This window comes from Paenibacillus castaneae (assembly GCF_002884445.1).
Classification (GTDB): Bacteria; Bacillota; Bacilli; order Paenibacillales; family Paenibacillaceae; genus Pristimantibacillus; species Pristimantibacillus castaneae.
The window spans coordinates 702513-727522 of the sequence record NZ_KZ614144.1; the positions used below are offsets into that span (position 1 = coordinate 702513).

The window sequence follows — 25010 nt, forward strand, 5'->3', positions numbered from 1 at the left end:
TGCAATAGGGGGACAGTCATAGTGGGGGATTTTGTAATAGATTCTGATGAGAATATTAGGAAAACAATAATGCAGTCAAAAGATGCAGCTTTGAGAGCATTACAAAACTTCGACTTGGATTGGGAACACATTCGGTTTAATCAACTATCAGATACTTGTACATTTATAATACAGACAAATAAAGACGGGTCTTTTTTACTGCGTATTCATTCAGAAAATCATCACGAAGAAATTAATTCCGAACTTGTTTGGCTTGATGCTTTGAATGAAAAGATTAATGTTATCCTTCCTAAGGGAGTTTTAGATCGCAATGGCTCCAGAACCGTAACAGTTGATCAAGAGAATGGTCTCCGCGTCTACGCATCACTGATGCGCTGGGTTGAGGGCGTGCACGAGAGTGGAGGATATTCTGAAGACCAGATTTATAAAGAGGGGGTTCTCTTGGCAAAACTTCATCAAGCTTCACAGTCATTCGAGATACCTTCTAACTTTACACGCCCTGTATGGGGAGAGCAAAGCTTTAAACAAGCAATGGAGCGGTTGACGCAGCATTACGATAAATTTTTGACAGATGCACAATTTTCTTTGTACCAATCGGCGGCTGAGCGGATACTCTCTAGGATTACTAAGCTTCGTAAGGATGGCGAAAGCTACGGGTTAATTCACGGTGATCTACACCAGGGTAACATTGTATTTTATAATGGAGAGCCTCGCCCGATCGATTTTGGAAGATGTGGTTTTGGATATTTTCTTTATGATATAGCGCATACAATCTTGGGGCTTTATCCCACTCAAAGGGAACTAGTAGTGAAGGGATACCGGAGCATTAGGGGACTAGGAGATGACTGGCTTCTAGATTTAGAGAGCTTTACAGTGATGGTCATGATCGAAAATTATTGTCATCATGCTCCTGACCCAAGAGAAACAGAGGGACTAAAAGAAGAACAGCCCTACGCACAGGCTATAATAAAAAATTACTTAAGTGGAGCACCATTTTTATTTAATAAATTAGAGATTTAAAGATAGTCATATACTACCCAGTTCCCCACGGGTTGTTTATCTATCGGCATAAGATAAAAAGGCAGTCAACCCAGAATCAACAAAGCGTATAACAGTATATAGAATTTGGATACATCGTTACAAGCGTCATACACTTGTAGCGATATTTTTTTATAGGGATAGGGGAATTCATACGATAAAAAGTATAGTTAGTGAATATATTCACAAAGTGTTCACCGTCTAGACCCAACATTGTGATTTAAATCACAATGTTGGGTCGTTTTATGTTTTATAATAAAGACATCAAATACTACAAGTTTAACAGAAGCCAGAAACTAAACGAGGATGGTGATTCCGATGAATAGAATGCGATCTCAAATGTCGGTGAATCCAAAGCTTATCTAATATCTATAAATCAATCTTATCTTTTACCATCTAAAGCAACCTAAACATAAAATGAAAATTGGGAGTGAGGATCATGTTAAAATTTTGGAGAGAGCATAAAATCGCTGGTTTATTAGTCACTATCGTCCGGATTGTAGCTGGGATTGCATGGCTAACCGCCGGATGGCATAAGCTTACGGGAGCAAAGCCTTTCGATGCAACGGGTTTCCTCAATGCAGCTGTTAACAACCCGGTGATCGATAAAGCTACAGGCGGCGCGCTTTACCCAACCTACACTGCTTTTCTAGAAAACTTTGCACTGCCGAACATTAAGATCATCAACTTCGCCATTCCTTGGGGAGAATTTCTTGTAGGACTTGGACTCATCCTTGGTACACTGACTGTCACCGCCGCATTCTTCGGAGTTTTGATGAACTTCATGTTTATGTTCGCCGGTACTGTAAGCACTAACCCTTGGCTGCTGCTTCTTGGAATGATTGTCATCTTCGCTGGCGCTAATGCAGGCCGCTTCGGACTAGACCGTTTCGTCCTTCCGCTTATGCACAAAGGACTCGATAATCTCTTCCACCGCAAGCCAAAAAACAAGGCAATGGATGCGGGATTGTTAGTTAAATAACCTCACATTATGAAGGACCCTTAGATTAAACCCTTAGTAAAGCCAGCCCACATCGGGCTGGCTTTACTGCTGGCTAGATGATGTATAACTTGAGGAACACCACTAGAATCCGAGACCTTCCGTTCCCTTTTTCGTATAAAAATAGGAGATAAGCATTTTGAAACGAATGGAGGAGCTGCAATTGCGTCTGGTCTTAGAGAATATCGTCAAGCGATTTGAGGATAAACAAGTGCTTCAAGGAGCCGGGTTCACCTTTGAGAAAGGGAAGATATATGGGCTGCTAGGCCGCAATGGGGCAGGCAAGACGACGTTGTTCGACTGTCTGAGCGGAGAGAAGGGCATGGATGATGGACAGGTGCTGCTGGAAGAGAATGGCCGGACGCGGAAGCTAAGCGATCGGGATGTTGGGTATGTGTATTCGCTGCCGATTCTGCCCGAGTTTCTGACGGGTTATGAGTTTGTGAAGTTTTTTATGGAAATTAACCGGGACAAGCTGCAGATGGAGCAGGGGATTGACGATTATTTTGACATGATGAGCATGACAACGGAGGATCGCCACCGGCTGATTAAAGGTTACTCGCACGGAATGAAGAATAAGCTGCAGATGCTGCTATTTCTCATAACGAAGCCGCCAGTCATTCTGCTCGATGAGCCGCTCACCTCCTTTGATGTCATTGTTGCTCTGGAAATGAAGAATATGTTAAGGGAAATGAAGCGTGACCATATTCTGATTTTCTCCACGCATATTCTGCAATTGGCCTCGGATCTATGTGATGAGCTGGTTGTATTGAACAAAGGGGAATTGTCCGCTGTTCCGTCAGAGCTGCTGCACAGCGCGGAATTCGAGCAATCCGTCATTAACCTGCTGAAGGATGAAACCCATGCTGAGAACCCTTAATACACTGCTTGCTATTCGCATATCCATTACGGCAAATCTGCTCATTTATTACATTCAGAAGCTGCCGCTGATCGGTAAGCTAGTGCGGGACAGCTTCTACGGTAATTTGGATTTCAAAAAGATCATTACTGTCATTGCGCTACTGTTCACTCAGCTATGGGGAGTAATGCTCCGATTTATATATCTAGGGATGCTTATATACTTACCTGTAATCGGATTAGGAGAGGGATTGTCAGAGGAGGATCAGCTGAAGCAGTTTGTACATATATTTACCGTCATTAGCTTTGTGGTGGCAGCCGTCAGCAGCGCTTCTGTGCTTGAACCAAAGCGGGAGAAATATGTAGCTGTTAAACTGATGAGATTGTCTGGGGCGAGATATATGCAGGCTTCACTTGGATATCGTTATGTAACTTTTATGGTGTATCTACTGCCAGCCATGCTTGTATTCGGTACACTCTTGGGAGCCTCTATTATAGAAGCGGTTCTTCTAACGATATTGATCACGCTATGGCGAATTCTAGTGGAATATGCACATCTCAAGCTTTTTGAGAAAACCGGCGTTGTATTGATTAAACATACCGCCCTCGTCTGGAGCGTCATTCTACTGGGATATGCTGCTGCGTATTTGCCGCTTCTGCTGGGCAAGGTTCTATCAACGGATTCGTTTCTTCTGAGCCTGCCTGCCAGTATCGTTATTACCGCTGGTGGCCTGTTCGCAGCTATTCGGCTGGCCCGTTATTCTGATTACAGAGCAGTTGTTGATGCCGCAACCAAAAGAGATGACCCTCTGCTGGATCTGGGTCGTATGATGACGGAAGCTCAGAAGAAGAGTGTCAAGTCGAAGGATAGCGACTATACCGTGAACCTGAACGAGCAGGACAAGCTTAAAACAAAGGAAGGCTATGGTTATCTGAACGCGCTCTTCTTCCTCAGACATCGCAGCCTGATCAGCAGCCCTATTAACAAGCGATTAGCTATCATCGGTGCTTTCGGAGTGGTGGGCGTCATTCTCATGATCCTATTCCGTGAGCAGTTAGAGGACCAGAAATGGAGTTTGGAGAAGATCTTCCCATTCTTGATTCTGATTATGTACTTCATGTCCATAGGAGAGAATATATGCAAAGCTATATTCTATAATTGCGATCTTAGCCTGATGAGGTACAGCTTCTATCGCAGCGCGGTCTATGAGCACTTTCTGATTCGACTAAGAAGAGTGATGAGTTTGAACCTGGGGATTGCCGCCGCTCTTGGGGTGTCACTGACAGCTATCACCGCAGCTGCAGGAGAGGAGTGGCTGAGTACAGAGCTGCTCATGCTTTGGGTCTGCGTTATTTCGCTGTCTGCTTTTTTCAGCGTGCATCATTTGTTTATGTATTATATTTTCCAACCGTATTCCACGGAGCTTAATATGAAAAACCCGCTGTACTTCATCGTGAACATGGTCGTATCGTTCGCGGGCGGAATTAGCATTATACTGAGGGTACCGGCGGTTTCATTTACTGTTATTATATTTGCTGTGACGCTGATTTACCTGGCTGTTGCGCTTATTCTTGTACGTAAGTATGGGGCGAGGACGTTTCGGGTGAAGTAAACGTTAGGGTAATATTTAAGACTGCTATGCGTAAGGTACTCGGCGGAGTGGCTTTATAACAGATACTCTTCACATATTGAAAATATATTTGATAAACTAACTGGAGAGTCTGAAACAAAAATTAGATTTCAATCAATTGAAAAGAATGAGTATTTTCCAATGGGAGGACAGAACGGGCAGTATTGAACCTAAATGAATCTAAATAGCTATTAATACAAACTGAATCCCTTGGATATAGGAGTGAATTTGATAGCAGGAGTAATTGAAGTAACTAGGTTTATTATCTTCAAAAAAAACGACCAGATACAGTACAAACTGAATCTGGTCCGCGGCTGATTTATAACTTTTTCCCACACTACACTAGCTACCGTATCTTTAACTAATTGTTGCCGATTATTGCAATATAAGATCAATCTTTTGGGCCAGCGTCAGCCGATTATCGTTGTAATAAGTCACTTCATTATAGGACTGCTCGCCCAGATGATATTTAATTGTAAATTCAGTAACAGGCGGATCTATGGAATATTGTTCATTTTCATTGAGAAAGTCCAGAATGTGAAGTAACGCTTGTTGCGGATTACTATAGCCTTTCAGATTTACATAGTTATCCGACGCCTCAATCCATATGACATAATAGCATTGCTCCAACGGCGCTTCAAATAACATGAAAACGACAGGGAAATATTCAGAGTGAATACGCAAAATTGTTTTTTGACGAAAAGCTACCAATTTTTCATATTCGGGATTCTCTTCAAGCTCTTCCCATGCCTCATCCCCTGGATCGGTAGTCAATTCATCCAAATAGCTCTCCATAATTTCACGTAGACTGGCTATTTCTACCTTCATATGTTGCTCCTCCTTTTTTTCTGCTAAAGTAACTGCAGCTTGTTGACTCTGCCCGAACTTCTGTATGTATTCAATCATTTGTGCAAGTTCACTTTGAATGCTCGTTATAACATCTTGGGACAGTCCTTCTTTCAATTCGATTCCTTTACAAAACATCCGGCAATACGCTATAAGTTGTGTTCGAAATTTCAATCCATTTTTTGCATTGCTTTTAAAGCTTTCTAATCGGATTTTCCTAAGGTCAATGAGCTTGCGCTTGATGTCAATTTGCAAATTAAAGTATTCTTCTTCTTCCATTAGAGACAATTCGAGTTCATTCTTTTCAGATCTTGGTTTCTGACACAATGCAATCAAAGCTTTGCTGCCATCCTCCAGAATGGATATGAGCTCCTTTTTTTGCAGACCTGCTCTTCCAGCTACCATGCTCTGAACAAACTCATGCGGATTGCGTGTACTATTCCATATCATACTTAATAGCTCCTCACATCATCTCTATTATTTCCATCGATAGGTATCAGGATTGTAACAATATCTCCAGGCTGCATCAAGTCGTTTGGTGAAAACCTCCATTCAAGCTCAACCGGGCATTCACGTTCAAAAAAGTCAACAATTGACGTTATAGCTATAAGGGAGCTGCTGCTGTGACCAACCAGTTTTAATCTGACCTTGAACCGACTTATTAAGCTCCATGCCCGGGTGAGACTACGGCTGTCCTTTTCCGGAGTTATGCGGTGATTTGGATCAACATGAAATAGGACCGCCTCAGATTGTAAACTACTATTCATATTCAGGGAATACGAGCTGGTCGTCATACAACTGTGTGAGAAACCTTTGCTCGTTAGATGAGCATAGCCAGCCGTTATGGAATAAAGAGGTGATCCCTGTTTCGACTAATCGGATCAATGAATCCAAGCTTCTTAGCGCTTCGCACAATTTTTCGAAATGGATATCATAGGGGATAGGGCTCATGTTGTTATTCATCCAAGCATTAAGGTTCCTGCGAAGGCAATCAAGTTCAAATACATAATCGTGCATCAGGCTCTCTAGCTTGTGACTGTTGCCGAGCCATTCCATCAGGCTATTAGACAAGATAACCAGTTCTCCCAAATAATCTGCATTCTTAGCTAGCAAAACACAGCGGGCCTGTTGCTTGATATTTGGAGGCAGATCATCCTCTGAAATATCCTCCACGTACCACAGCACTTGATCCCAGCGAGAAAAAACCTCGGAATCAACATGTCTTTGACTATCGATCTTATCCATCATATACTCATTCAGAGCTGACAACGCTAACGATGAATGCTGTTCGGACAAACTCGAAATAATTACCTTTAAGTTCTTTTGCTCCGTCGCCCAAACATCCTGCATTGTTTTTGGCTTGAATTCCTTGGGATGCCCATTTGTAAGAGCCATCTGTGTATGTAATCCTCCTCTGTTAAATAGCGATCTCATAAATAATGCAGTTCTCTGCCAGTTTCATAATCTGCTCATCTGTGAACAAATGAAGCTTATTACCACAAACGGAAGTTAGCATTTGTACCACAATGTTGCCGCTGGCTAATGCGGGTATAAACAATTGTGGATTTGACTCAAGCTGCCGCTGATACTCATCCTGCAGATGGCTGTAATCTAGCTCAAGCTCGAGCTTATGATTAATATTCGAGATTAGATTCTTCATCACATCGTAGAAACGGGAACCCATGCCATATTGTTTGTTGCCCTTACAATACAAGGCCTCTTCTTGCGTTAGAGCAGATAATGCCCAAGCCATCCTCTTGTGAAACGACTTACCTGCCTTGCTTAATCCAACCTCCTTCCAAATTTGTGAATTTTCACTTAGCGTTGCACACAAGTCTCGAACGTTAATACCGTAAGTCTGATAGTCCTTGACTGCTAGAATTGTGTTTAAAATAAGGTACTGTAATTGGATGGATACACATTTATGATTGCTTATCATTGTCATCTTCCTTTAATATATTTCAGCAGTCTTTTTGCGTCATATACTGTAATACTGCCGATGTATTCACTATACAAGTGATATGCCGTTTAAAAGCTGAATTCCCCTTATCCCCCTTATTGCACCCGAACTCGCGCATCGTTGAAATATAGTCGTACGTAACATAAAATTGGAATTCCCCTCTCTAAAAATGATATAATTTGCATATTGTGGAATTTTTTTATTCTATCAGAACAGGGAGTGGATGTAGGTTGGTGAATTTATTTGAAAATGGTTTAAAGCAAACGGTGATTTCCGATTTGAAATGGATGAATGAACCTCATACATGGGCATTTGATGATAGTAAAGCACTGCTTATTTCAGCACCGGCGATGGGAGATTTCTTCATTAATCCATCCGGAGAAGAGGTTAAGTCATCTGCGCCATTCCTCTATACGACCGTGCAAGGTGATTTCGTCATGACGACTCGCGTGAGCGTTGAAATGAAGGAGCAATATGATTCCGGGTGTCTGATGGTGATGGCGGATGGCCAAAACTGGGCGAAGCTTTGCAATGAGTTTTTTGCAGCAAAGCGTTCCATAATAAGCGTTGTGACCAAAGGAGACTCCGATGATTGCATTTCGGGAGAAGCAGGTACCTTAAAGCCGTATTTGAGAGTAGCTAGATCGGGAGATTGCTTTGCGTTTCATTATTCTGTTGACGCTCAAAACTGGAATCTGGTGCGTTACTTCGGAATGAAATGTCCGGGCGAGCTGAAGGCGGGCGTAGTTGCGCAATCGCCAATTGGCAAGGGTTGCGAGGTCGTTTTTGAGAATTTAACCTTTTCCCGTCAGGAGCAGAAAGATATTCGCATCGTCGAATAAAGAGGTGGATTTGTCGGGTTTACACATAGAAGGATGCCAGATGTAAGTGTTAATGATCAATGGAATACTAATCGAACAGTTGTTGGATGCATATGCACGCACTTAGAATATATAGAAGGCCAGACGCGGGATTTGATAACCCCGTAGTACTGGTCTTTGCTGTGTTAAGAGCAGTGAAAGAAAATTTTTTGATCTAACCCCCGTATCTCTACGCTGCTATTTTCCGTTATAGTAAAGGAAGGAAAATACAAATAATGGAGGGATCGCTATTGGGCAAAATCGTCAGCAAGATCAGCGGAATCTTTATCCCCGTTACAGATATGGAACGCTCGACAGAATGGTACATAAGAGTATTCAACCTGGAGGTAATTCAAACTTCCGATGTATGCACGGGGCTTGCCTTTCCGGATGAAGCGACTTATATCAACCTGTGGAAAGTCGAGCGGCCTCAGCCGATGCAGTTCAACACTGGGGCGTATAAAATTCCCTACTACAACTTCGAATCATTCGATATCGAATACTCGCATGCCGCTTTGATCGAGAAAGGTATTGAAGTGATGCCGATCGAGAATAGCGACGGGGTTCGATTCTTTGATTGCCTGGATCCGGACTGCAACCTGATCGGGATCGTCGAAGAATTGCCAAGCTCTGATGCTTACTACGCACATAAGCGGAAGTATCGGAAGGATTGACAGATATGACGCGTCAGCCGATCGATGCAGCATTCGAGGCATTAACATTGCCGCTCGAGCCAGAGCTGCGCAGGTATTGCAGGAACTTGGCGGGTTCAGAATGGGACGGCGACGATCTGTTCCAAGAGACGATTATCAAGGCGTTTCGCAGGTTCCGAAGATGGCCGGAGCGTGAGATGAGCAAGCCCTATATGTACCGCATCGCAGCTAACGCATGGTTCGATATTTGCCGAAGGCGCAAAATCGCATTCCTGCCGGAGTTTCTGACCGATCAAGTCGATCTATCCTACGCGGATTGGAGCAAGTATGACATCCGTGAATCATTGGAAGTGTTAATGGATGCGCTTGAGCCGAGGCAGGCGGCGTTAATCGTATTAACGGACGTATTCGGTTTTTCGCCCACGGACACCGCGAGTGCGCTAGGCCAGCCCATAACAGCAATCAAAGCTGCACTTCACAGGGCGCGGAAACGGCTCAAGAAAGCAGCTGATAGACATATTCATTTACTGACGGATGTAGATCATGTTGTGGAAGCGTCATCCAAATCAAAGGCTGATGCGGAGTTGTTAGAAGCGTTCGTGCAAGCGTTCCGGAGCGCAGATGCGAAATCGATGTTCCGTACTTACCGCGATCTGTCCGACATTGGTGTGAAAATTGATCGTGTGCATTTCATGCATGGGCGTGCCTGGTTTTATTTCAAGGATCCGGATGGCAATGTGTTAACTGTGAGTTCACCATTAATCAAACAATCGGAGGCATGATCATATGGGCAAACCATCATTTTTTGGCGTAGGGATATTTGTTCCGGTAAGCAACCTGGAGCACTCCACAAAGTGGTATAAGGAGATGCTGGGATTCGAGATTACCCATCGCGATGAATCGAACGCTACGGTGATGATGATGAACGATTACAAAATCATCTTCTGTCTCGTGCTCTCATTTGATATCGAGCAACGGCCTTTCCCAAGGAACAATTACCAAGTCGAGCAATATTTCAATTTTCATACCGAAGATGTGGATGGAGCTTATCGGACTCTGAAGGAAAAGGGGGCCGACATTGGGGAAATTGAAAGCTTTGACGATGGCATTCGCGGCTTTCCTCTTTACGATCCTGACGGGAATAAGTACGGCGTCGTGCATTGATATCGATTTTGAATACAGAGCATTTGGGGTGCAAAGCTGGTATTATAGTGTTATTAATAATAATTCGAGCTGTCTTTGTTAGAACAATATTGGAGGTATCTCATGAGTCAACGTTATCGAATTACAAGAGCATTTCAGGAAAATGGAAATTCATCGCAAACCATATCTTTGGAAGAGTGTAAACAGTATTTCTCGTCCAAGCCTGACTTTTCCTATACATCCGTTTTTACGGTTGCGGGCGCTACCACCATGTCTATTGAGGGGGATTTCTTTATGTGGAGCTATGATAATACAAAAATCCCATTTAGGCATTATCAGGGTGATATATACGTATCCGGTACTAATAAAGCTGTGATTCCTATAATGATTGAGGTTGCGAGTGAATTAGAAGCGGATGTGCTGGAAGAATAATTTTCTCTACCAGACACCCCATTTCAATACAGTTGTTGTTGGGGGATGAACGTAATGAGAATTTCGTTATGTAGATCAGAATTAAGAGATGCTGCGGCTATTCATGAAATGCAGATTAAAGCATTTATGCCCTTACTGGAAAAATATCAGGATTATGAAACTAGCCCTGCCAATGAGTCTTTAGAGAGAATAGTTAGTCGAATAAATCAGTCGTTTACAGATTATTACATCATCAAAAGCTTTGATATTCCCGTTGGCGGTATTAGAATTGTACGGAAAGATAATAAAACGTATCGCGTAAGTCCAGTATTTATACTGCCTGAACACCAAGGGAAAGGAGTTGCTCAGAAAGTTTTTGAAACAATTGAGCAGATATATAATGATGCGAGGAAATGGGAATTAGATACTATTTTGCAGGAACAGGGAAATTGCTATTTGTATGAAAAATTAGGTTATAAACGAACGGAAAAAACAGAAGTAATAAACGACAAAATGACAATCGTATATTATGAAAAATATATTCCGCAGAACTGAAGAATCCGGTGGCTGTGGGAGACGAGAGAAAGTCAAAAGGCATATACCAATATGTAAGCTCAGAATACATCGCCACAAGAGTCATATCTCTTGAGCGATGTATTCTTCTATGCTCCAAATTATTACAATCTTTGAATCGATATATATCAGCTTCTCAATAGTATATTCGGTATTATAAGTGACTATAGAGAGCGTATTTCCAAGGAGCATGCTCTTCAATTTCTATTTATGATACAGCTAATTACAACAATTCAGGTTTTTATTTTCCATCTTGCGCACAATATACCTTAGAACTTGTGTTCTCAACGAAAGGAGATGCGAAGATGAGAAGATTATTAGCTTTTACATACAAGGTGACTTTACTTCTTATTTTTCTGACACAAATGATTTGTATGACAGGAGATACAACGCAAGCAAGTCCGGTGAACCCATCGTTATTACAATCACTTCGTCAGGGTGGTTACATTTTGTACGTTAGACACGGGGAAGCAACGGTAGGAGAAGACCAACAGAATCTGGTCTTCAGCGATTGCTCAACCCAAAGAAATCTTTCCGAGCAAGGCAAAAGGGATGCGGTCCGTTATGGGGAAGCGCTAAGGAAATTAAAAGTTCCGACTCAAACTCCAGTTCTGGCAAGTCCCTTTTGTCGAACAAGGGAAACGGCTGAATTAGCTTTTGGAGTGAATAATGTTCAAATAGATCCATTCTGGGTTAGAATTTACAATCTGAGCGGCAATGTAACTCCATCAGAGCGGAATAGTACATTAGCAGCGCTAACTTCATTGCTGGAGACAGTCCCGCCTTCTGGGAAGAACACTGTAATCATTGCTCACAGTTTCCCTGATGGTGTTGGTTTGGGCGAAATTCCTTATTTAGGTACCGTAGTTATAAAGCCAAGAGGACAGGGTAAAGGTTATGAGGTGGTAGAGAAAATACCTCCAGATGAGTTGTTGAGATTACAGTAAGAATAAGTTGCTGCTGTAGACGGCTAGACGAATCGTATTACAAGTTTCAAGTATATATTCTAGGGCAAAGGTATACGTATTCTTGTGCTGCAAATGGAGGACTTACTTTCAGAAGAGCAAAGAGCAACCCAGCTAGTTAATATATCTTAAAAATCAAGTTAGGCCATCCCGATTGGGATGGCCTAACAATTCACCAGTGCAAACAATGCAGAAAAACTTGTCTACAGCTAGTATAGTTAATGGGAATCAAGAGCCAGCTTCTGGCAAATCGAATACGACGAACACAAACGGCAGAACACGACCTTTAAACAGAACGTGCTCTGCGTTTTTCATTAATCTTCCCTTGCTACCTTCGTGAAGAGAGAGAGTGCGTAGAGCGCAGCAACACCGACAACGATGTATACAATTCGTGATCCAACTTCTTCTGTTCCACCGAAAATCTCACTAACGACGTCGTACTTGAACACGCCCACCGATAGCCAGTTTAAGCCACCCAGGATGATCAGAATAAGACTGATTACGTTAAGTACCTTCATTTAGAAACAGCCTCCTTAATGGGGTTCCCTAACTTTTTTTGTGCACCTGTCTAGTTGGTTTATGCTGATTCTTGATTGTTTACTATAGGAATATGAGTATCTGCTGAAACTTATGCCATACAAGTAAGGATGCTTGTTTAAAACGATTTGAATAATGACTTAAAATGCGATGCAGTATTTACTAAGATTATTGAACCGTAACAGGAGTTCTGCAATCATTGACGAATAGATTATTGGTAAATATTAGTTTGTAGGAGGGGTTGTATGAATGAGATGATAGTTTCTATTTTACCGGAGATGGAAGCGCAAATTGTTGAGCAGGCGGAGATGAAGCTGATCGGCATTCCATGTATCGGCTTAAATGATATGGGTAGTAAGTATCGACTTGCAAAGGACAGCCTGCTTGGTCTCTCCGATCATATGCCCCAAATCGTGGACGCTAATGTGCAGTTTGGCATGTGGCCGCAAGCCCCCGGTCAAGATACACCCCATACACATGCCTATATTTTAAGCGTAGAGGTTTCTACATTTGATGGCGTGCCGGAATGGTTTGTACAGATGACAATTCCAGCTCAACGCTGTGTCGTAGCAGCTAGTAAAGATGGAGACTTTGACGGGACTGGACGATTAATTGACACATTTATAGCTGAGAACGGCTTAAGGGTCGAGAACCAAGGACGCAATTATACAATCTGCGAACGGTATCGTTACAATGCAGAAGGATTCGCGCGATATTCTTTGCCGATTACTTCCGATAGTAACTAAAGCAATGGATATGTAGATAACATATAGACAGGAGCCGTACAATGATGAATACAGATATGCTAAAGCCTGAGCTGTTCGAGACTAGTATCGCGCCTTGGCTTTCCGTAAGTAACGCGGCGGAGGCTGTACAATATTACAAGGCCGCGTTCAGCGCAATCGAGTTGTATCGCTTAGAGGAAGATGACGGGAAGCTCGCTGTAGCTCAACTTTCCATCCTGGGAGCGGGTTTTTGGATTCAAGAGGACATTGACTCAAGCCCCGAGTTCGGAGGGCGAGGCTCGATTCGAATGATTCTAACAGTTAATGATCCGGATATGGTATTTGATCAGGCCGTCGCCGCTGGAGCAACAGAAGTCGTACCCATAGGCGAAGGCCACGGCTGGCGGATAGGGCGCGTCGTCGATCCGTTTGGACACCATTGGGAAATCGGCAAGCGGCTTAGTTAATGCAAGAAGTTAGAATAAATGCAGTAAGGCAAAGGGTCAGAATACGCCTCAATTGAGGTTCATTCCGACCCTTTCTTTAGTAAGACGCATTTGTATGGTTATTCCGGATCAGCTATTTTTGCTCCCCAGCTGTCGGGACTAACATCTCGAATATGTTTCGAGAACGTCCATAAATGGCCTTCCAGATCTAACGCCGAATACTGACGCTCACCGTATTCCGTGTTAAATAGCTCTTCCACAATTTGGGCACCGGAAGATTTCGCATGACGATAATGCTCTTCAACATCATCCAGGAACACCGAAAGGGACTGCGTATTAACGCCGTTTTTGGCGGGGCTTGTTTGCGTTGGACCTGAGTTTTTGAGCATGATCCAAGCATCGCCGTGATGCATCATTACACCGTGGAGCTGACCATCGGGCAACGCGAAGCGGAAATGCTCGACGAAACCAAACATTTTGATCAACCAGGCGAGCGCGTCGTCCATATTCTCATAATAGAGGTGAGGAAGAATGGAATCGGTAGGTACGGAGCGGTTTTTCATTATTGGAATGCCTCCCCAAGTGTTTTCGCTAATTTATTTGCACGCAGCTCTGTATTCGAGAAAATTCCGGAAATAAAGCTTCAAGAATATACATGGTTGTCGTTTCCAGTTATTTTGCTTTCATTTTACCATGAGAGAGAATGAATGCAACAGGAATGTGACAGCTTAAGTGATGGGAGTTTAGTTGGTTTAAATATTCTTTTACGGGAATATTCACATTATGGTATATTCATATCAACAAAAGGAAATACAAGTAGGAGGCGCTTCGGAGTCGTTAAAACGATGCAATGTTTACATTGTGATAAGGCCGAATGAATGAAATAAAGCGAATGGATGATTTGCTTATGAATGCTAACGTTATGAGTGCCTTAGCTGAGCCAAACCGCTTGCAGATTGTTGAGCTATTGCGCGAGAATCCTTTAACGGTTGGGGAGATTGCCGAAAGGGTCGGGCTGCGTCAGCCTCAAGCGTCCAAGCATTTGCGCGTCCTTAGCGATGCCGGCATTGTTGAGGTGCAGGCGGTTGCTAACCGACGTATCTGCAAGCTGCGTCCCGATCCATTTGAGGAATTGGACGCTTGGCTGGAATCGTATCGGCATATATGGGAGGAACGATACGATCGGCTGGATGATTATTTGCAGGAGCTGCAAAGTAAGGAAACAGGAAAGCAAGAGTAGCAGCAGGCTGTATATGGCTTGGTTATACAAACAAATATGAGGAGGATCTATAATGACTAATTCTAACCTGAATAACCAGATGGTATCCAAAGTTGAAGGCAGCACACTTGTACTGGAGCGTATTTTCCAAGCGCCGCGTGAGCTTGTATTCAAGGCTTTTTCTGAGGCAGAGCATTTGAAACGTTGGTGGGGGCCGAAGGGCTGGACCATTCCTGTATGCAACGTCGATTTCCGTCCGGGGGGTATATGGCATTATTGCATGAAGTGCGAGGATAAGAACCTAGGAGATTTCTACGGCATGGAGGCTTGGGGCAAGGCACTCTACAAGGAAATTTCGGTACCAGAGCAAGTAGTCTATACCGATTGGTTCTCAGATGCAGAAGGCAATATTGCGGAAAATATGCCAGAAACGCTGGTCACACTTGATTTCGTTGAGCTAGATGGTAAGACGAAGCTGGTTAACACTGCGAAATATATATCTCCAGAAGCGTTGCAAACGGTGCTCAATATGGGGATGCTTCAAGGTATGTCGGAAACGTTGGATAACTTGGATATCCACCTGGAAAATATGCAGAAGAGCAGCTAAGGATGGCGCGAGCCTAAGGTATATAATTTGAAATTGCAAGAAAAATAGGACGATGCAGAGGGTAGCCGCTGCTTCGTCCTATTTTTATTTTGCGCTCCGCAGGAGCTCGATCGGAAAATACCAATATGGTTTTCGTTGCCAATAATAGATGATAATAGGTGGATTGCTGTATCAACATGGGGCCAAAGACGCTCTATTGATTATCGAGTGCATTTTGACGCTATGCAGAATGGTTGGCTTGTGGGGGGACTCATGTATTTCCAATAGGACAAATAGCGAGAATAAATAATAGTTCTATGCAAAAAAGTTGCATAGAACTATTATTTATTAGGAGAGGATGAATGCTATGAAAAAGCACTACCTGATTGTATTTGCGCTATTGTTTATGATATTAATTATAGGTTGCTCAGAGCCAAAAAAAGTGAAGACGGATCAGCTTGATGAATTCAAAACAAGTATGGTAGAGAAGCATAAACAAATTAACAATCTGAAGATTCAGTTCGTTCCAACAAATGTGAGATTTATTTATGAGATGAAGAAGGGCACTGAGGAAGCCAACCGTGAGGAGATATTTGCTGAAACGAGGGATATTGTTCAAAGTGCTCAATTTCAGGATGAAGTGATTAAATCATTGTATATTAAAATGTATCCCGGAGAGGAAAACTACCCGCCGCCTAGTATCACAATAAACTTTGAGATTAAACAAGGCAATAAGAAAGAAACCGAATATCATAAATACACCAGCTATTATAATGCTGCCAATAACGAAGCAACCCCTGAAGAAAAAGAGACTGGTTATCAAAGATGGATGTATACGGATAGTAAGGGTGAAGAGGTCGAGATACCTTAAGCTCTGGTGTAGGAACGAGGAGAGCCGCTTCGAAATCATTGTAGTGAGTGATGTGTATGAAGAGGTCCTTACCAAAGCTGGAGAATAACTAGGTGTCGTTCTCGATAAGCGCGGAATTCACTGCATTGCTTGAGGGGACTGTGCGACCATCTTCGTATGTGTTTGTATTTGCTGCTTTTATAGGAAATAGAGCTAATTTCTAGCTCTATTTCTCCAAAAGCAAGCTGAGATGGTGTAATAGAGCTAGTTTCTAGCTCTATTCTGCTCATCTACCGTCATATGAGCACATTAATGCTGGTTTTATTGGAAATAGAGCTAATTTCTAGCTCTATTTTTCCAAAAGTAGGCTGAGACGGTGGAATAAAGCTAGTTTCTAGCTCTATTCCGTCAGTGCCATCAGATTTTGTGATAAGAGGTCTCTTCTGACCTTGTTCGTTTATTATTTGACTGTTTTATTATAATTCGCAATCTTTTCTGTGATCGCTTTAGCAGCGTCATCGAGCGCTTTTTGCGGTGCTTTTGTACCAGCTAATGCTTCCTCAATGGCCGTTTCAACAAGCTGACGCGCTTCAGGGAATACGCCCATAACGGCTCCTTGCGAAGCTGGAGACGGTGTAGATGAATGAAGCTGATCGACAGCGGTTTGGAATTGCGGATATTTCGCTAAATTGTCAGCTACGATTTGCTCATCATATGCTTTTTTTGTAATTGGGAAGTAGCCCGTGTTAATATGCCAATAAGCTTGTGTTTCCGGCTTAGCTAGAAACTTGATGAAATCCCATGCTGCCTTCTGCTCTGCTTCAGGCTTGTTGTTCAGAATCCACAAGCTTGCTCCACCCACAACAACTCCGCCATCCTTAGCATCTGCAGGCTTAGGCAGGAAGCCGGTTCCAACTTCAAATTTGCCAGCTACTGCATCAACGATTCCGCGTAGTGAAGCGGTAGAATCTAATGTCATCGCAATTTGGCCTGCTGCGAAAGCTTTCTTCGTATCATCCGTTTTACGTCCTAAATTAAGTGCTGATTTGCTGTCGATAAGATCCTTCCACCATGTCAAAGTTTTGACACCTGTTTCATTGTTCAGCTCTGATTCGGTGGCTGGAGCAGTACGTCCATTGCCATTGTTAACATAATCTACACCTTGATTAGCAAACAGTTGTTCCATAAACCAACCGTATATAGCGAACGAAGCACCAGTCTGTCCATTTTGCGTAAGCTTAGCGGCAGCATCCTTTACTTCTTCGAACGTCGCTGGTGCCTTCTCTGGGTCTAGTCCAGCAGCTTTGAACAAGTCCTTGTTATAATACAAAATCGGGTTTGATGTGTTAAATGGCATAGAGTGCAGCTTGCCGTCAAATGTATAGTAGTTTGTAATATTTTCTTCTAACTGAGAAAGGTCATAATTCTCTGCATCTACAAAGTTCTGTACTGGCGTAATTGCCTTTGAGTCTATCATGAATTTGGAGCCGATTTCGTACACTTGAATGAGTGAAGGGCCAGATTTGGAATCCATGGATGCTTTCATTTTATTTAAGCTCTCGTCATAGGTTCCTTGGAACACATCCTCCACGATTACATCTGTTTGAGAAGCATTATAATCTGTTACTAGCTGGGATACCGCTTTGCCAAGCTCTCCACCCATTGAGTGCCACCATACCACTTTAATAGGTTCTTTAGCTGTGTCAGTTGGAGTAGATGAAGCTTCAGTTGTGTTCGTAGGAGAAGGTGGCGCCGCATTGCCTTTGTTTGTGGGCGCATTGCCTCCGCAGGCTGCTATTACAACCAACATTACCGCCATCATAATCGTCAATCCTAACTTAAACCTTGCTTTCATTTTTTTTCTCTCCCTCTCTACTGCTCATTTTTTTAGTTTGCTAACATATATGGAATCGTCTAAAAAGACGCAGCCATCGGCTAAACTATCCTTTTACAGCACCAGCAGTAATTCCTCGTACGAGCTGCTTTAATCCAAGAACCAGCAGCAATAATGAAGGAAGCAGCACAACGGCTACACCAGCCAGCACAATGTTCCAGCTTGTGAATTCTTCGAACTGCAGCATGCTAATGCCAATTTGCACCGTTCGCATTTTATCGCTATTCGTTGTCAGCAAGGGCCATAGGTACATATTCCATGAATTTAGAAATACATACACAGATAATGATGCAATAGCCGGACGCGATAAGGGCAATACGATAACGAGGAAATGACGGATGTGCCCGCTGCCGTCTATTTTTGCTGCTTCAAAAAGCTCACGCGGCAGCTGCAAGAAATATTGGCGCAGAAGAAAAACGCCAAAGGCCGATGCGAGAAAAGGAATCGTTAAGCCCTGATAGGAATCCAGCCATCCCCATGATTTGACCGTCAAATAATTGGGGATAATCGTGACCTCCCACGGAATCATCATCGTAGACAGGAATAAGGAAAACCAATATTTTTTGCCTGGAAAACGGATATAGACGAAAGCGTAAGCAGCCATGCTTGCAATGAAAACCTGTCCAACCATGATGATGGTCGAGATTAGAAAACTATTCCCGATGAACGTTCCGACCGGAATCAGCTCAAATACGTTCGATATACTTCCTAAATAAAAGCTCTTAGGAAAGAAGCTTGGCGGAAATTGACTCGATTGCTCAGGTGTCATTAAGGATTGCAGAAACGTGTAAATGAAAGGAAACAGCATAGCAATAGAAAGCAAGGAGAGCAGCAGGTATACCATAGAACGACGTATGAAAGGAGTTATTCCGATCATTGGTAATGCACCTTCTTCTCCACAAACACAAACTGGATGAGCGTCAATATGAGAATGATAGCGAATAGGACTAGTGACAAAGCGCTGCCTGTCCCGAATTGATAATTAATGAACGCTTCCTTATAGATGGAATATACGAATACCTCGGTTGATCCGGCTGGTCCGCCCTTCGTTAGAAGATGGATCTGTCCAAAGGATTGAAAGGCTCCAATAATAGAAATGACTGCAAGGAAAAATAAAGTGGGTGATAACAGTGGAAGCACAATTTGCATAAATGCTCGAACCGGACCTGCGCCGTCGATCTTCGCGCTTTCGACCATGTCATCCGAGATGCTCTGCAGACCGCTCAGCACGATGATATAGTTGAAGCCCGATTGCATCCAAATCGTCATCATGGATATCGATAATAATGCTGTTGATGGGTTAGTAAGCCATTGAATGGGAGAAACGCCAAGCAAAGATAATATATAATTCAGCATTCCGAGGGATGGGTGAAACAAAATCATCCAAATAACAGCAGCCGTACTGACTGACAACGCCAGCGGCATGGCAAACATAAATTGAAAAATACGCATTCCAGGCAGCTTGATATGCGTTAATGCGGCCGTCACGATACCTAATACAATACCAACAGGTACCGTATACAAGGTGAATAAGCCCGTAACGGCCAGACTATTCCAGAACATATCGGATGAGAACAGCTGCGTGTAATTATCCAGCCCGACATAGGCAGCTACTCTTCCTCTTGGATCTGTTAATTGAAAGCTTAAATAGACCGACTTCAACAAGGGATAAAATAAAAACAGTGTAAATAGTACAAGTGAAGGGGCAAGGAACAAATAACCAAGAGCATTCTCCCTCCAGCGAATCGTTTTAGCCAGCAGTCGACTTACAGCATGAGAGCTATGGGAACGCTGAACAGCCAGAGTAAGCTTTCCTTCCTGCATATCCATTTCCAATCATCCTTTCACATCCAAGTTCTCCATTAAGCATAAAGATTGAATGTTAGAGGAATGTTTTGGAATTAATAATATATTGTTGATCCTTATATGGAAAATACTAGATATGCTGTTCTCCCACGCCTGACGTCTTAGTCCATCCCCGACAAAAGCCTAGTTTCTAGAACAGACCAAGGACTGTTACGCAAACCGCTAATGATCTCTACAATAAAGATATAGATGAGGAACAAGAAAGGACGATCGAATATGAAAAAACTATTTCGTTCCACTACGGACAGCAAGCTTACTGGTCTCTGCGGAGGCATCGGACAATGGCTAGGTATTGATTCAACTATCATTAGGCTGCTTGTCGTCATTGCAGCGTTCTTTAGCTTCGGAAGTGTAATACTGGTGTACTTTATCGCTACATTGTTTGTTCCGAAAGCAATGAGCAATGATTTCAGCTTTGTAGACCATTACTAATACTAATAAATGATATAGAGGAGAGATGGTAGAATGGGGATTTTACAGCGGGTAGTTAGCATGACGAAGGCAGCGGCCAACGAGATGTTGGATAAGATTGAGAATCCGGTTATGATGCTTAATCATTATTTGAGAGATTTAGATGAGGAAATTATGAATACTGAACGCGCAATGGAACAACAGCAGGTGCAAGAACGTTTGCAGCAAACAAAGCTCAATGATCTGAATGAGCAAGTGAGCTATTATGAAGGCAAAGCGGAGCAGGCGGCTGTCGCGGCACGCGAGGTGGATGCACGGATGGCGCTTGAAGCGAAAATCCTGTATCAGGAGCAAGCCGAAGAAGTGATGAGACTGCAGCAGCTTGCCAAGCAAGCCGCGCTTGACCTCGAGCTGCGCGTTCAGACGCTTAAGGAAGAGAAGATTCGACTTCAGAGCAAGCGTACGGAGCTCATTAGCCGTGTACAGCAAACTACTGGTACAACCGGCCATTCTTCTATGCATTCGCTCCAAGGAAGCTCCGCCTCAAGAGGCTTCGACCGAATTGAACAGAAGGTAATGGAATGGGAAGCGGAACGTGAGCTAGCCAAGGCTACTCATGACCAGCAGCAAGAGCAGCGCAGCGCACGTGTGGATGAAGAACTGAAACGGCTGCTGAAGAAGTAATTTAGCCGTAAGCCTTACTATAGAGTGAAAGAAGCAAAACAGCCGATCAGAGTTCTACTTCTCTTCGGCAGTTTTGCTTCTTTGTTATATTGCTGTACGCGGATCAGCTTCTGCCTGCTCCAAGCGGAATATGATTAACATCAGAATATGAAATTAGTTGAACAAATTGAAGCGGGTAGACGCTGGTCTACATACCAAAAAACATATTTCTGCTTAACGGACCCCAATTGCCTCCTGTATATCCTGTATTACCTTCTAAACTAACAAAACAAGGGAGTACAATATAGAAGGATCCTGGCGTCACATTACGACTAAATGTCATGAGAAATCTCATCTTTGAATTGTCAGCAGGCATGATCATTCCCATTTCAGGCCGTATTGAATTTGAAGCGGAAAGTGCATCACTCATTCCTACGCTTGCAACGCCATCGGGCCCCATATTGCTTCGAATCCAATAATTAGAGATATTTGTTGCTGATGCTACATCTGCCCTCTGGTCATACGTAACGAGAATTTGATTTGCAGCGACTTGTCTCGCCTCCACTACAACGGGATGAGGTACGGTCTGTCGTTCTACATAATAATTATACATTCGGAATCCTCCAATGCTTTAGTTAATTAGCCTACTGCATTGTATGCTCAATAATTATTTGTTGACGCCAGTTTATGGAACTGTTATGATTTCTTTAAATCATAGTTAACACGTAGGATTAATTATATAACGGACTGAACCGGACCACCGGAGGTCTCTCTAATCGCACAATATACTGCGATTCGGGAGACCTTTGTCTTTTTATATCGATCCAAAAGAAATAGGGGAGAGGGGTTATTGGGATGAGGAAGTGGAGCAATTATTTCGTTAATCGCAAGGCAGCTGTCGTATTGTTACTCGCATTATCGGTGGTGCTTTCGGCTTGTGGCAACAGTGGGGGGAAGAGTGCTGAGGCGGCGGCTGGCAAGGAAACGAGAGATATTACGATTAAGATCGGATTTCAGAAATATGGAACGATTAATATTCTGAAAGCGGATGGCGCACTGGATAAGCGATTGGCGGAGGAGCGCAATATTAAGATTGAATGGATTGAGTTCCCTGGCGGGCCGCAATTATTGGAGGCGCTGAATGTAGGCAGTCTGGATATAGGGCATACAGGAGAGGCCCCGCCTATATTCGCACAAGCCGCAGGCGCTCCGCTCGTCTATTTGGCGCATGAGCCGGCAAGTCCGGAGAGCGAGGGCATCATTGTACCGAAGAATTCTCCGATTAAGTCGGTGGCTGATCTGAAAGGCAAGACGGTAGTGCTAAACAAAGGTTCAAATGTGCATTACTTGCTAGTGAAGCAGCTTGAGAAGGCCGGTGTGGACTACAAGGATGTTAATGTGAAGTTTTTGCCGCCTGCTGATGCGCGCGCAGCCTTCGAGAAAGGCAGTGTTGATGCGTGGGTGATCTGGGATCCATTCCTAGCTGCTGCTCAGACAGCTACTGGCGGTACGCTTCTGGCTAACGGCACCGGAGTTGTATCCAATCATGAATTTTATCTCGCAACCCGCTCGTTCGCAGAGAAGTATCCGGATATTGTCCAAATTCTGCTGGAAGAAGCGAATAAGATTGATGTTTGGTCGAAGGATCATCCCAAGGAGCTTGCAGAGAAGCTATCGCCTCAACTTGGAATTGATGTAGAGTCGCTTCAGTTGGCTGCTGGACGGCGCAGTTATGGCGTACAAAAAATTGATGAAGATCTGATCAAGGGCCAACAAGCGATTGCGGATACATTTCACAGCTTGGAGCTCATTCCGAAGGTGATAGACATTAATGACGCGATTCTAAAATAAACAAAATTATATAGGTGAAGGTGATCATGATGAATGTATTCTGGTTTATTCCTACACATGGAGATGGTCGCTATCTCGGCACGAGCCAAGGCGCGCGTGCTGTGGATGCCGACTACATGCAGCAAATCGCTGTTGCCGCAGATCGGCTTGGGTTTGAAGGTGTATTAATTCCGACGGGAACATCCTGTGAAGATCCGTGGGTTGTGGCGTCTTCGCTGGTGCCGGCGACTAAGCGGCTGAAGTTTCTGGTCGCCGTGCGACCAGGTCTAATGTCACCCACACTGGCTGCACGTATGTCAGCGTCGCTTGATCGCATATCTGGCGGCAGATTGCTGATCAATGTGGTTGCGGGAGGCGATCCGGTTGAATTGGCAGGGGATGGATTATTTCTTGATCATACGGAACGATACGATCTTACCAGTGAATTTCTGGACATTTGGCGGAGAGAGCTATCTGGCGAAACCGTTGATTATGAAGGCAAGCATCTACAGGTGAAAGGCGGTCATGTGTTGTATCCGCCCATTCAGCAGCCGTACCCGCCGCTCTGGTTCGGAGGCTCCTCGCCGGTTGCGCAGCAGGTGGCAGCAGACCATGTTGATGTTTATCTAACATGGGGAGAGCCTCCGGCTGACGTAGCTAACAAAATTGTCGAGATGCGCAAGCTTGCTGAAGCGAAGGGGAAACAGCTTCGCTTCGGCATTCGATTACATGTAATCGTTCGGGAGACAGAAGAGGAAGCTTGGAAGGCTGCCAATGATCTGATCCAACACTTAGATGACGAAACAATTGATGCAGCACAGCGCATATTTGAGCGTTTCGATTCCGTAGGTCAGAAAAGAATGGCGAATCTTCATAGAGGCAGCCGATCTCAATTAGAGATTAGTCCAAACCTGTGGGCTGGAATTGGCCTTGTCCGAGGCGGTGCAGGGACCGCGCTTGTCGGCAGTCCGGAAATTGTGGCTGAGCGGATGAGGGAGTATGAGTCATTAGGTATTGATACCTTTATCTTTTCTGGATACCCGCATCTGGAGGAGGCTTATCGTGTAGCAGAACTGCTATTCCCGCTGCTATCGCTTGAGAGAAGCCAATTGCCGGGACCTTCCTCCATTAGCCCATTCGGCGAAATCATCGCTAATGCAACGAAGCCGACAGCTAGAGCCTCGGCTCATTAACGAAAAGGAGCAAGCGGGTATGAACAGGACAGTTAAGGCGATTACGGTTGCGGCGTTGCCTTGGTATATTCCATTAATCGTATTGGTGGTATGGCAGGTATTAAGCAGTACAGGAATTATTTCTACGCGAACACTGCCCTCACCGGATCAAGTCATTCGAGCTGGCATTACACTAGTGGGCAACGGAAAACTATTCGAGGCAATCGGCGTTAGTACGTGGAGGGCCATGATTGGATTCTTAATCGGTGCGGGTATTGGATTTGTGTTCGGTTTGTTAAACGGTGTAATTTCTGTTTCGGAGAAGCTAACGGATTCATTTCTTCAAATGATTCGGAATATACCTCATCTAGCTATGATTCCGCTTGTCATCGCATGGTTTGGGATCGGGGAAGAGGCGAAAATATTTCTCGTAGCATTAGGGGTTATGTTTCCTATTTATTTAAATACACTGCTTGGGATACGTTCCGTCGATACGGGCTTAATCGAGATGGGAAGAGTATACGGACTTAGTAATTGGCAGCTGTACCGCAAAGTGATCCTTCCAGGAGCGATGCCCTCCATATTGGTCGGATTTCGATTTGCACTTGGTATTATGTGGCTAACGCTAATTGTGTCGGAAACAATTGCTGCCGACTCAGGTATTGGCTATATGGCAATGAACGCTCGCGAGTTCTTTCAATTGGATGTCGTTGTACTCAGCATCTTACTGTATGCGCTATTAGGCAAATTATCAGACCTAATGGCCAAATGGTTAGAGAGGAGGTGGCTGAAGTGGCATCCTCATTTCGCAAAGGCAGTGTCGCAGTCGGAGGCATAGAAAATGAATCGTTTAACCGGAAACATAGAAAATCA

Annotated in this window: 30 protein-coding genes; 21 read left to right on the top strand and 9 right to left on the bottom strand. The window is 43.7% G+C overall.

Annotation, left to right across the window (positions count from 1 at the left end; all coding sequences use genetic code 11):
- The first annotated feature begins 21 nt into the window (after window positions 1-21).
- The 4 genes from CEF13_RS02950 (at window position 22) to CEF13_RS02965 (ending at window position 4509) form a co-directional block, all read left to right on the top strand.
- Window positions 22-1020 (top strand): phosphotransferase enzyme family protein, encoded by a 999-nt coding sequence (locus CEF13_RS02950; protein ID WP_244917037.1) that lies wholly within the window; start codon window positions 22-24, stop codon window positions 1018-1020.
- A 457-nt stretch (window positions 1021-1477) separates the two neighbouring features.
- Window positions 1478-2020 (top strand): DoxX family protein, encoded by a 543-nt coding sequence (locus CEF13_RS02955; protein WP_208414565.1) that lies wholly within the window; start codon window positions 1478-1480, stop codon window positions 2018-2020.
- A 166-nt stretch (window positions 2021-2186) separates the two neighbouring features.
- Window positions 2187-2918 carry an ABC transporter ATP-binding protein gene (locus CEF13_RS02960; RefSeq protein ID WP_243864657.1) on the top strand — a complete coding sequence of 244 codons (732 nt, stop codon included), beginning with the start codon at window positions 2187-2189 and terminating at the stop codon, window positions 2916-2918.
- Window positions 2902-4509, top strand: coding sequence for a hypothetical protein (locus tag CEF13_RS02965; RefSeq protein WP_102709346.1), 1608 nt, complete (start codon window positions 2902-2904; stop codon window positions 4507-4509). The genes CEF13_RS02960 and CEF13_RS02965 overlap by 17 nt, the downstream gene beginning before the upstream one ends.
- Before the next feature lie 393 nt (window positions 4510-4902).
- Here CEF13_RS02965 and CEF13_RS02970 read toward each other — a convergent pair whose 3' ends face one another.
- The 3 genes from CEF13_RS02970 to CEF13_RS02980 all read right to left on the bottom strand — a co-directional run bounded on the left by CEF13_RS02970 (window position 4903) and on the right by CEF13_RS02980 (window position 7312).
- Window positions 4903-5823, bottom strand: a complete 921-nt coding sequence (locus CEF13_RS02970) for a hypothetical protein (RefSeq protein WP_102709347.1) — start codon at window positions 5821-5823, stop codon at window positions 4903-4905.
- A 309-nt stretch (window positions 5824-6132) separates the two neighbouring features.
- On the bottom strand, window positions 6133-6768 hold the full coding sequence (locus tag CEF13_RS02975) for a hypothetical protein (RefSeq protein ID WP_102709348.1): 636 nt from the start codon (window positions 6766-6768) through the stop codon (window positions 6133-6135).
- 22 nt (window positions 6769-6790) lie between these two features.
- Complete coding sequence (locus CEF13_RS02980) at window positions 6791-7312, bottom strand: hypothetical protein (protein WP_102709349.1); 522 nt, start codon at window positions 7310-7312, stop codon at window positions 6791-6793.
- Between the two features lie 254 nt (window positions 7313-7566).
- On the opposite strand from CEF13_RS02980, the gene CEF13_RS02985 reads away from it, so the two are divergent.
- From CEF13_RS02985 to CEF13_RS03015, 7 genes are all read left to right on the top strand, one after another.
- Window positions 7567-8175, top strand: a complete 609-nt coding sequence (locus tag CEF13_RS02985; protein WP_102716178.1) for a DUF1349 domain-containing protein — start codon at window positions 7567-7569, stop codon at window positions 8173-8175.
- A gap of 269 nt (window positions 8176-8444) precedes the next feature.
- A complete protein-coding gene (locus CEF13_RS02990) occupies window positions 8445-8867 on the top strand; it encodes a VOC family protein (RefSeq protein ID WP_102709350.1) in 423 nt (140 codons plus the stop codon).
- A gap of 5 nt (window positions 8868-8872) precedes the next feature.
- Entirely contained in the window at window positions 8873-9628 is a 756-nt protein-coding gene (locus tag CEF13_RS02995; protein WP_102709351.1) for a sigma-70 family RNA polymerase sigma factor, read from the top strand.
- A 4-nt stretch (window positions 9629-9632) separates the two neighbouring features.
- Window positions 9633-10010 (top strand): VOC family protein, encoded by a 378-nt coding sequence (locus tag CEF13_RS03000; protein WP_102709352.1) that lies wholly within the window; start codon window positions 9633-9635, stop codon window positions 10008-10010.
- Window positions 10011-10112: 102 nt separating this feature from the next.
- Window positions 10113-10421, top strand: coding sequence for a hypothetical protein (locus CEF13_RS03005; protein WP_102709353.1), 309 nt, complete (start codon window positions 10113-10115; stop codon window positions 10419-10421).
- Between the two features lie 54 nt (window positions 10422-10475).
- Window positions 10476-10955 (top strand): GNAT family N-acetyltransferase, encoded by a 480-nt coding sequence (locus CEF13_RS03010; RefSeq protein WP_102709354.1) that lies wholly within the window; start codon window positions 10476-10478, stop codon window positions 10953-10955.
- 323 nt (window positions 10956-11278) lie between these two features.
- Window positions 11279-11920, top strand: coding sequence for a histidine phosphatase family protein (locus CEF13_RS03015; protein WP_166742841.1), 642 nt, complete (start codon window positions 11279-11281; stop codon window positions 11918-11920).
- Window positions 11921-12252: 332 nt separating this feature from the next.
- Here the strand turns inward: CEF13_RS03015 and CEF13_RS03020 are convergent, their stop codons facing one another.
- The gene (locus tag CEF13_RS03020) at window positions 12253-12456 is read right to left on the bottom strand and encodes a DUF378 domain-containing protein (protein WP_102709355.1); all 204 of its coding nucleotides are present in this window, start codon (window positions 12454-12456) and stop codon (window positions 12253-12255) included.
- Window positions 12457-12720: 264 nt separating this feature from the next.
- On the opposite strand from CEF13_RS03020, the gene CEF13_RS03025 reads away from it, so the two are divergent.
- Together CEF13_RS03025 and CEF13_RS03030 are read left to right on the top strand one after the other, a co-directional pair.
- Window positions 12721-13221: a GyrI-like domain-containing protein gene (locus tag CEF13_RS03025; RefSeq protein ID WP_102709356.1), complete on the top strand. Its 501-nt coding sequence runs from the start codon at window positions 12721-12723 to the stop codon at window positions 13219-13221.
- Window positions 13222-13262: 41 nt separating this feature from the next.
- Window positions 13263-13667 (top strand): VOC family protein, encoded by a 405-nt coding sequence (locus CEF13_RS03030; RefSeq protein WP_244917038.1) that lies wholly within the window; start codon window positions 13263-13265, stop codon window positions 13665-13667.
- A 98-nt stretch (window positions 13668-13765) separates the two neighbouring features.
- Here the strand turns inward: CEF13_RS03030 and CEF13_RS03035 are convergent, their stop codons facing one another.
- Complete coding sequence (locus CEF13_RS03035) at window positions 13766-14209, bottom strand: VOC family protein (protein WP_102709357.1); 444 nt, start codon at window positions 14207-14209, stop codon at window positions 13766-13768.
- Between the two features lie 344 nt (window positions 14210-14553).
- On the opposite strand from CEF13_RS03035, the gene CEF13_RS03040 reads away from it, so the two are divergent.
- The 3 genes from CEF13_RS03040 (at window position 14554) to CEF13_RS03050 (ending at window position 16322) form a co-directional block, all read left to right on the top strand.
- Entirely contained in the window at window positions 14554-14886 is a 333-nt protein-coding gene (locus CEF13_RS03040) for an ArsR/SmtB family transcription factor (RefSeq protein ID WP_102716181.1), read from the top strand.
- A 52-nt stretch (window positions 14887-14938) separates the two neighbouring features.
- Window positions 14939-15472: an SRPBCC domain-containing protein gene (locus CEF13_RS03045; protein WP_102709358.1), complete on the top strand. Its 534-nt coding sequence runs from the start codon at window positions 14939-14941 to the stop codon at window positions 15470-15472.
- Window positions 15473-15818: 346 nt separating this feature from the next.
- Window positions 15819-16322, top strand: a complete 504-nt coding sequence (locus tag CEF13_RS03050; RefSeq protein ID WP_102709359.1) for a hypothetical protein — start codon at window positions 15819-15821, stop codon at window positions 16320-16322.
- Between the two features lie 439 nt (window positions 16323-16761).
- On the opposite strand, the gene CEF13_RS03055 is transcribed toward CEF13_RS03050, so the two are convergent.
- The 3 genes from CEF13_RS03055 to CEF13_RS03065 form a co-directional block, all read right to left on the bottom strand.
- Complete coding sequence (locus tag CEF13_RS03055) at window positions 16762-18156, bottom strand: ABC transporter substrate-binding protein (protein WP_102709360.1); 1395 nt, start codon at window positions 18154-18156, stop codon at window positions 16762-16764.
- A gap of 85 nt (window positions 18157-18241) precedes the next feature.
- The gene (locus CEF13_RS03060; RefSeq protein WP_102709361.1) at window positions 18242-19072 is read right to left on the bottom strand and encodes a carbohydrate ABC transporter permease; all 831 of its coding nucleotides are present in this window, start codon (window positions 19070-19072) and stop codon (window positions 18242-18244) included.
- Complete coding sequence (locus CEF13_RS03065) at window positions 19069-20025, bottom strand: carbohydrate ABC transporter permease (RefSeq protein WP_102709362.1); 957 nt, start codon at window positions 20023-20025, stop codon at window positions 19069-19071. Before CEF13_RS03065 ends, CEF13_RS03060 begins: the two co-directional genes overlap by 4 nt.
- 252 nt (window positions 20026-20277) lie before the next feature.
- On the opposite strand from CEF13_RS03065, the gene CEF13_RS03070 reads away from it, so the two are divergent.
- On the top strand, window positions 20278-20493 hold the full coding sequence (locus CEF13_RS03070; RefSeq protein WP_102709363.1) for a PspC domain-containing protein: 216 nt from the start codon (window positions 20278-20280) through the stop codon (window positions 20491-20493).
- 33 nt (window positions 20494-20526) lie between these two features.
- Window positions 20527-21156 (top strand): PspA/IM30 family protein, encoded by a 630-nt coding sequence (locus CEF13_RS03075; protein ID WP_102709364.1) that lies wholly within the window; start codon window positions 20527-20529, stop codon window positions 21154-21156.
- A 187-nt stretch (window positions 21157-21343) separates the two neighbouring features.
- Here the strand turns inward: CEF13_RS03075 and CEF13_RS03080 are convergent, their stop codons facing one another.
- Window positions 21344-21748: a hypothetical protein gene (locus tag CEF13_RS03080; protein ID WP_102709365.1), complete on the bottom strand. Its 405-nt coding sequence runs from the start codon at window positions 21746-21748 to the stop codon at window positions 21344-21346.
- Between the two features lie 242 nt (window positions 21749-21990).
- On the opposite strand from CEF13_RS03080, the gene CEF13_RS03085 reads away from it, so the two are divergent.
- Genes CEF13_RS03085 through ssuC form a run of 3 tightly spaced genes read left to right on the top strand, consistent with a single transcriptional unit; the run spans window position 21991 to window position 24975 of the window.
- Window positions 21991-22986 (top strand): sulfonate ABC transporter substrate-binding protein, encoded by a 996-nt coding sequence (locus tag CEF13_RS03085; RefSeq protein ID WP_102709366.1) that lies wholly within the window; start codon window positions 21991-21993, stop codon window positions 22984-22986.
- 29 nt (window positions 22987-23015) lie between these two features.
- The gene (gene ssuD / locus CEF13_RS03090; protein ID WP_102716182.1) at window positions 23016-24158 is read left to right on the top strand and encodes an FMNH2-dependent alkanesulfonate monooxygenase; all 1143 of its coding nucleotides are present in this window, start codon (window positions 23016-23018) and stop codon (window positions 24156-24158) included.
- Between the two features lie 19 nt (window positions 24159-24177).
- On the top strand, window positions 24178-24975 hold the full coding sequence (gene ssuC, locus CEF13_RS03095; protein WP_102709367.1) for an aliphatic sulfonate ABC transporter permease SsuC: 798 nt from the start codon (window positions 24178-24180) through the stop codon (window positions 24973-24975).
- The last annotated feature ends 35 nt before the right edge of the window (window positions 24976-25010 follow it).

What these genes read in the sequence shown, in the direction of transcription:
- CEF13_RS03015 (WP_166742841.1), top strand. Translation starts at nt 11,279, where the DNA reads ATGAGAAGATTATTAGCTTTTACATACAAGGTGACTTTACTTCTTATT.
- CEF13_RS03075 (WP_102709364.1), top strand. Translation starts at nt 20,527, where the DNA reads ATGGGGATTTTACAGCGGGTAGTTAGCATGACGAAGGCAGCGGCCAAC.
- CEF13_RS03045 (WP_102709358.1), top strand. Translation starts at nt 14,939, where the DNA reads ATGACTAATTCTAACCTGAATAACCAGATGGTATCCAAAGTTGAAGGC.
- CEF13_RS03050 (WP_102709359.1), top strand. Translation starts at nt 15,819, where the DNA reads ATGAAAAAGCACTACCTGATTGTATTTGCGCTATTGTTTATGATATTA.
- CEF13_RS03020 (WP_102709355.1), bottom strand. Translation starts at nt 12,456, where the DNA reads ATGAAGGTACTTAACGTAATCAGTCTTATTCTGATCATCCTGGGTGGC.
- CEF13_RS03035 (WP_102709357.1), bottom strand. Translation starts at nt 14,209, where the DNA reads ATGAAAAACCGCTCCGTACCTACCGATTCCATTCTTCCTCACCTCTAT.
- CEF13_RS02960 (WP_243864657.1), top strand. Translation starts at nt 2,187, where the DNA reads ATGGAGGAGCTGCAATTGCGTCTGGTCTTAGAGAATATCGTCAAGCGA.
- ssuD (WP_102716182.1), top strand. Translation starts at nt 23,016, where the DNA reads ATGAATGTATTCTGGTTTATTCCTACACATGGAGATGGTCGCTATCTC.
- CEF13_RS03040 (WP_102716181.1), top strand. Translation starts at nt 14,554, where the DNA reads ATGAATGCTAACGTTATGAGTGCCTTAGCTGAGCCAAACCGCTTGCAG.
- CEF13_RS02955 (WP_208414565.1), top strand. Translation starts at nt 1,478, where the DNA reads ATGTTAAAATTTTGGAGAGAGCATAAAATCGCTGGTTTATTAGTCACT.
- CEF13_RS03000 (WP_102709352.1), top strand. Translation starts at nt 9,633, where the DNA reads ATGGGCAAACCATCATTTTTTGGCGTAGGGATATTTGTTCCGGTAAGC.
- CEF13_RS03080 (WP_102709365.1), bottom strand. Translation starts at nt 21,748, where the DNA reads ATGTATAATTATTATGTAGAACGACAGACCGTACCTCATCCCGTTGTA.
- CEF13_RS03065 (WP_102709362.1), bottom strand. Translation starts at nt 20,025, where the DNA reads ATGGATATGCAGGAAGGAAAGCTTACTCTGGCTGTTCAGCGTTCCCAT.
- CEF13_RS03085 (WP_102709366.1), top strand. Translation starts at nt 21,991, where the DNA reads ATGAGGAAGTGGAGCAATTATTTCGTTAATCGCAAGGCAGCTGTCGTA.
- CEF13_RS03060 (WP_102709361.1), bottom strand. Translation starts at nt 19,072, where the DNA reads ATGATCGGAATAACTCCTTTCATACGTCGTTCTATGGTATACCTGCTG.
- CEF13_RS02995 (WP_102709351.1), top strand. Translation starts at nt 8,873, where the DNA reads ATGACGCGTCAGCCGATCGATGCAGCATTCGAGGCATTAACATTGCCG.
- CEF13_RS03005 (WP_102709353.1), top strand. Translation starts at nt 10,113, where the DNA reads ATGAGTCAACGTTATCGAATTACAAGAGCATTTCAGGAAAATGGAAAT.
- CEF13_RS02975 (WP_102709348.1), bottom strand. Translation starts at nt 6,768, where the DNA reads ATGGCTCTTACAAATGGGCATCCCAAGGAATTCAAGCCAAAAACAATG.
- CEF13_RS03030 (WP_244917038.1), top strand. Translation starts at nt 13,263, where the DNA reads ATGATGAATACAGATATGCTAAAGCCTGAGCTGTTCGAGACTAGTATC.
- CEF13_RS03025 (WP_102709356.1), top strand. Translation starts at nt 12,721, where the DNA reads ATGAATGAGATGATAGTTTCTATTTTACCGGAGATGGAAGCGCAAATT.
- CEF13_RS03010 (WP_102709354.1), top strand. Translation starts at nt 10,476, where the DNA reads ATGAGAATTTCGTTATGTAGATCAGAATTAAGAGATGCTGCGGCTATT.
- ssuC (WP_102709367.1), top strand. Translation starts at nt 24,178, where the DNA reads ATGAACAGGACAGTTAAGGCGATTACGGTTGCGGCGTTGCCTTGGTAT.
- CEF13_RS03070 (WP_102709363.1), top strand. Translation starts at nt 20,278, where the DNA reads ATGAAAAAACTATTTCGTTCCACTACGGACAGCAAGCTTACTGGTCTC.
- CEF13_RS02980 (WP_102709349.1), bottom strand. Translation starts at nt 7,312, where the DNA reads ATGATAAGCAATCATAAATGTGTATCCATCCAATTACAGTACCTTATT.
- CEF13_RS02970 (WP_102709347.1), bottom strand. Translation starts at nt 5,823, where the DNA reads ATGATATGGAATAGTACACGCAATCCGCATGAGTTTGTTCAGAGCATG.
- CEF13_RS03055 (WP_102709360.1), bottom strand. Translation starts at nt 18,156, where the DNA reads ATGAAAGCAAGGTTTAAGTTAGGATTGACGATTATGATGGCGGTAATG.
- CEF13_RS02965 (WP_102709346.1), top strand. Translation starts at nt 2,902, where the DNA reads ATGCTGAGAACCCTTAATACACTGCTTGCTATTCGCATATCCATTACG.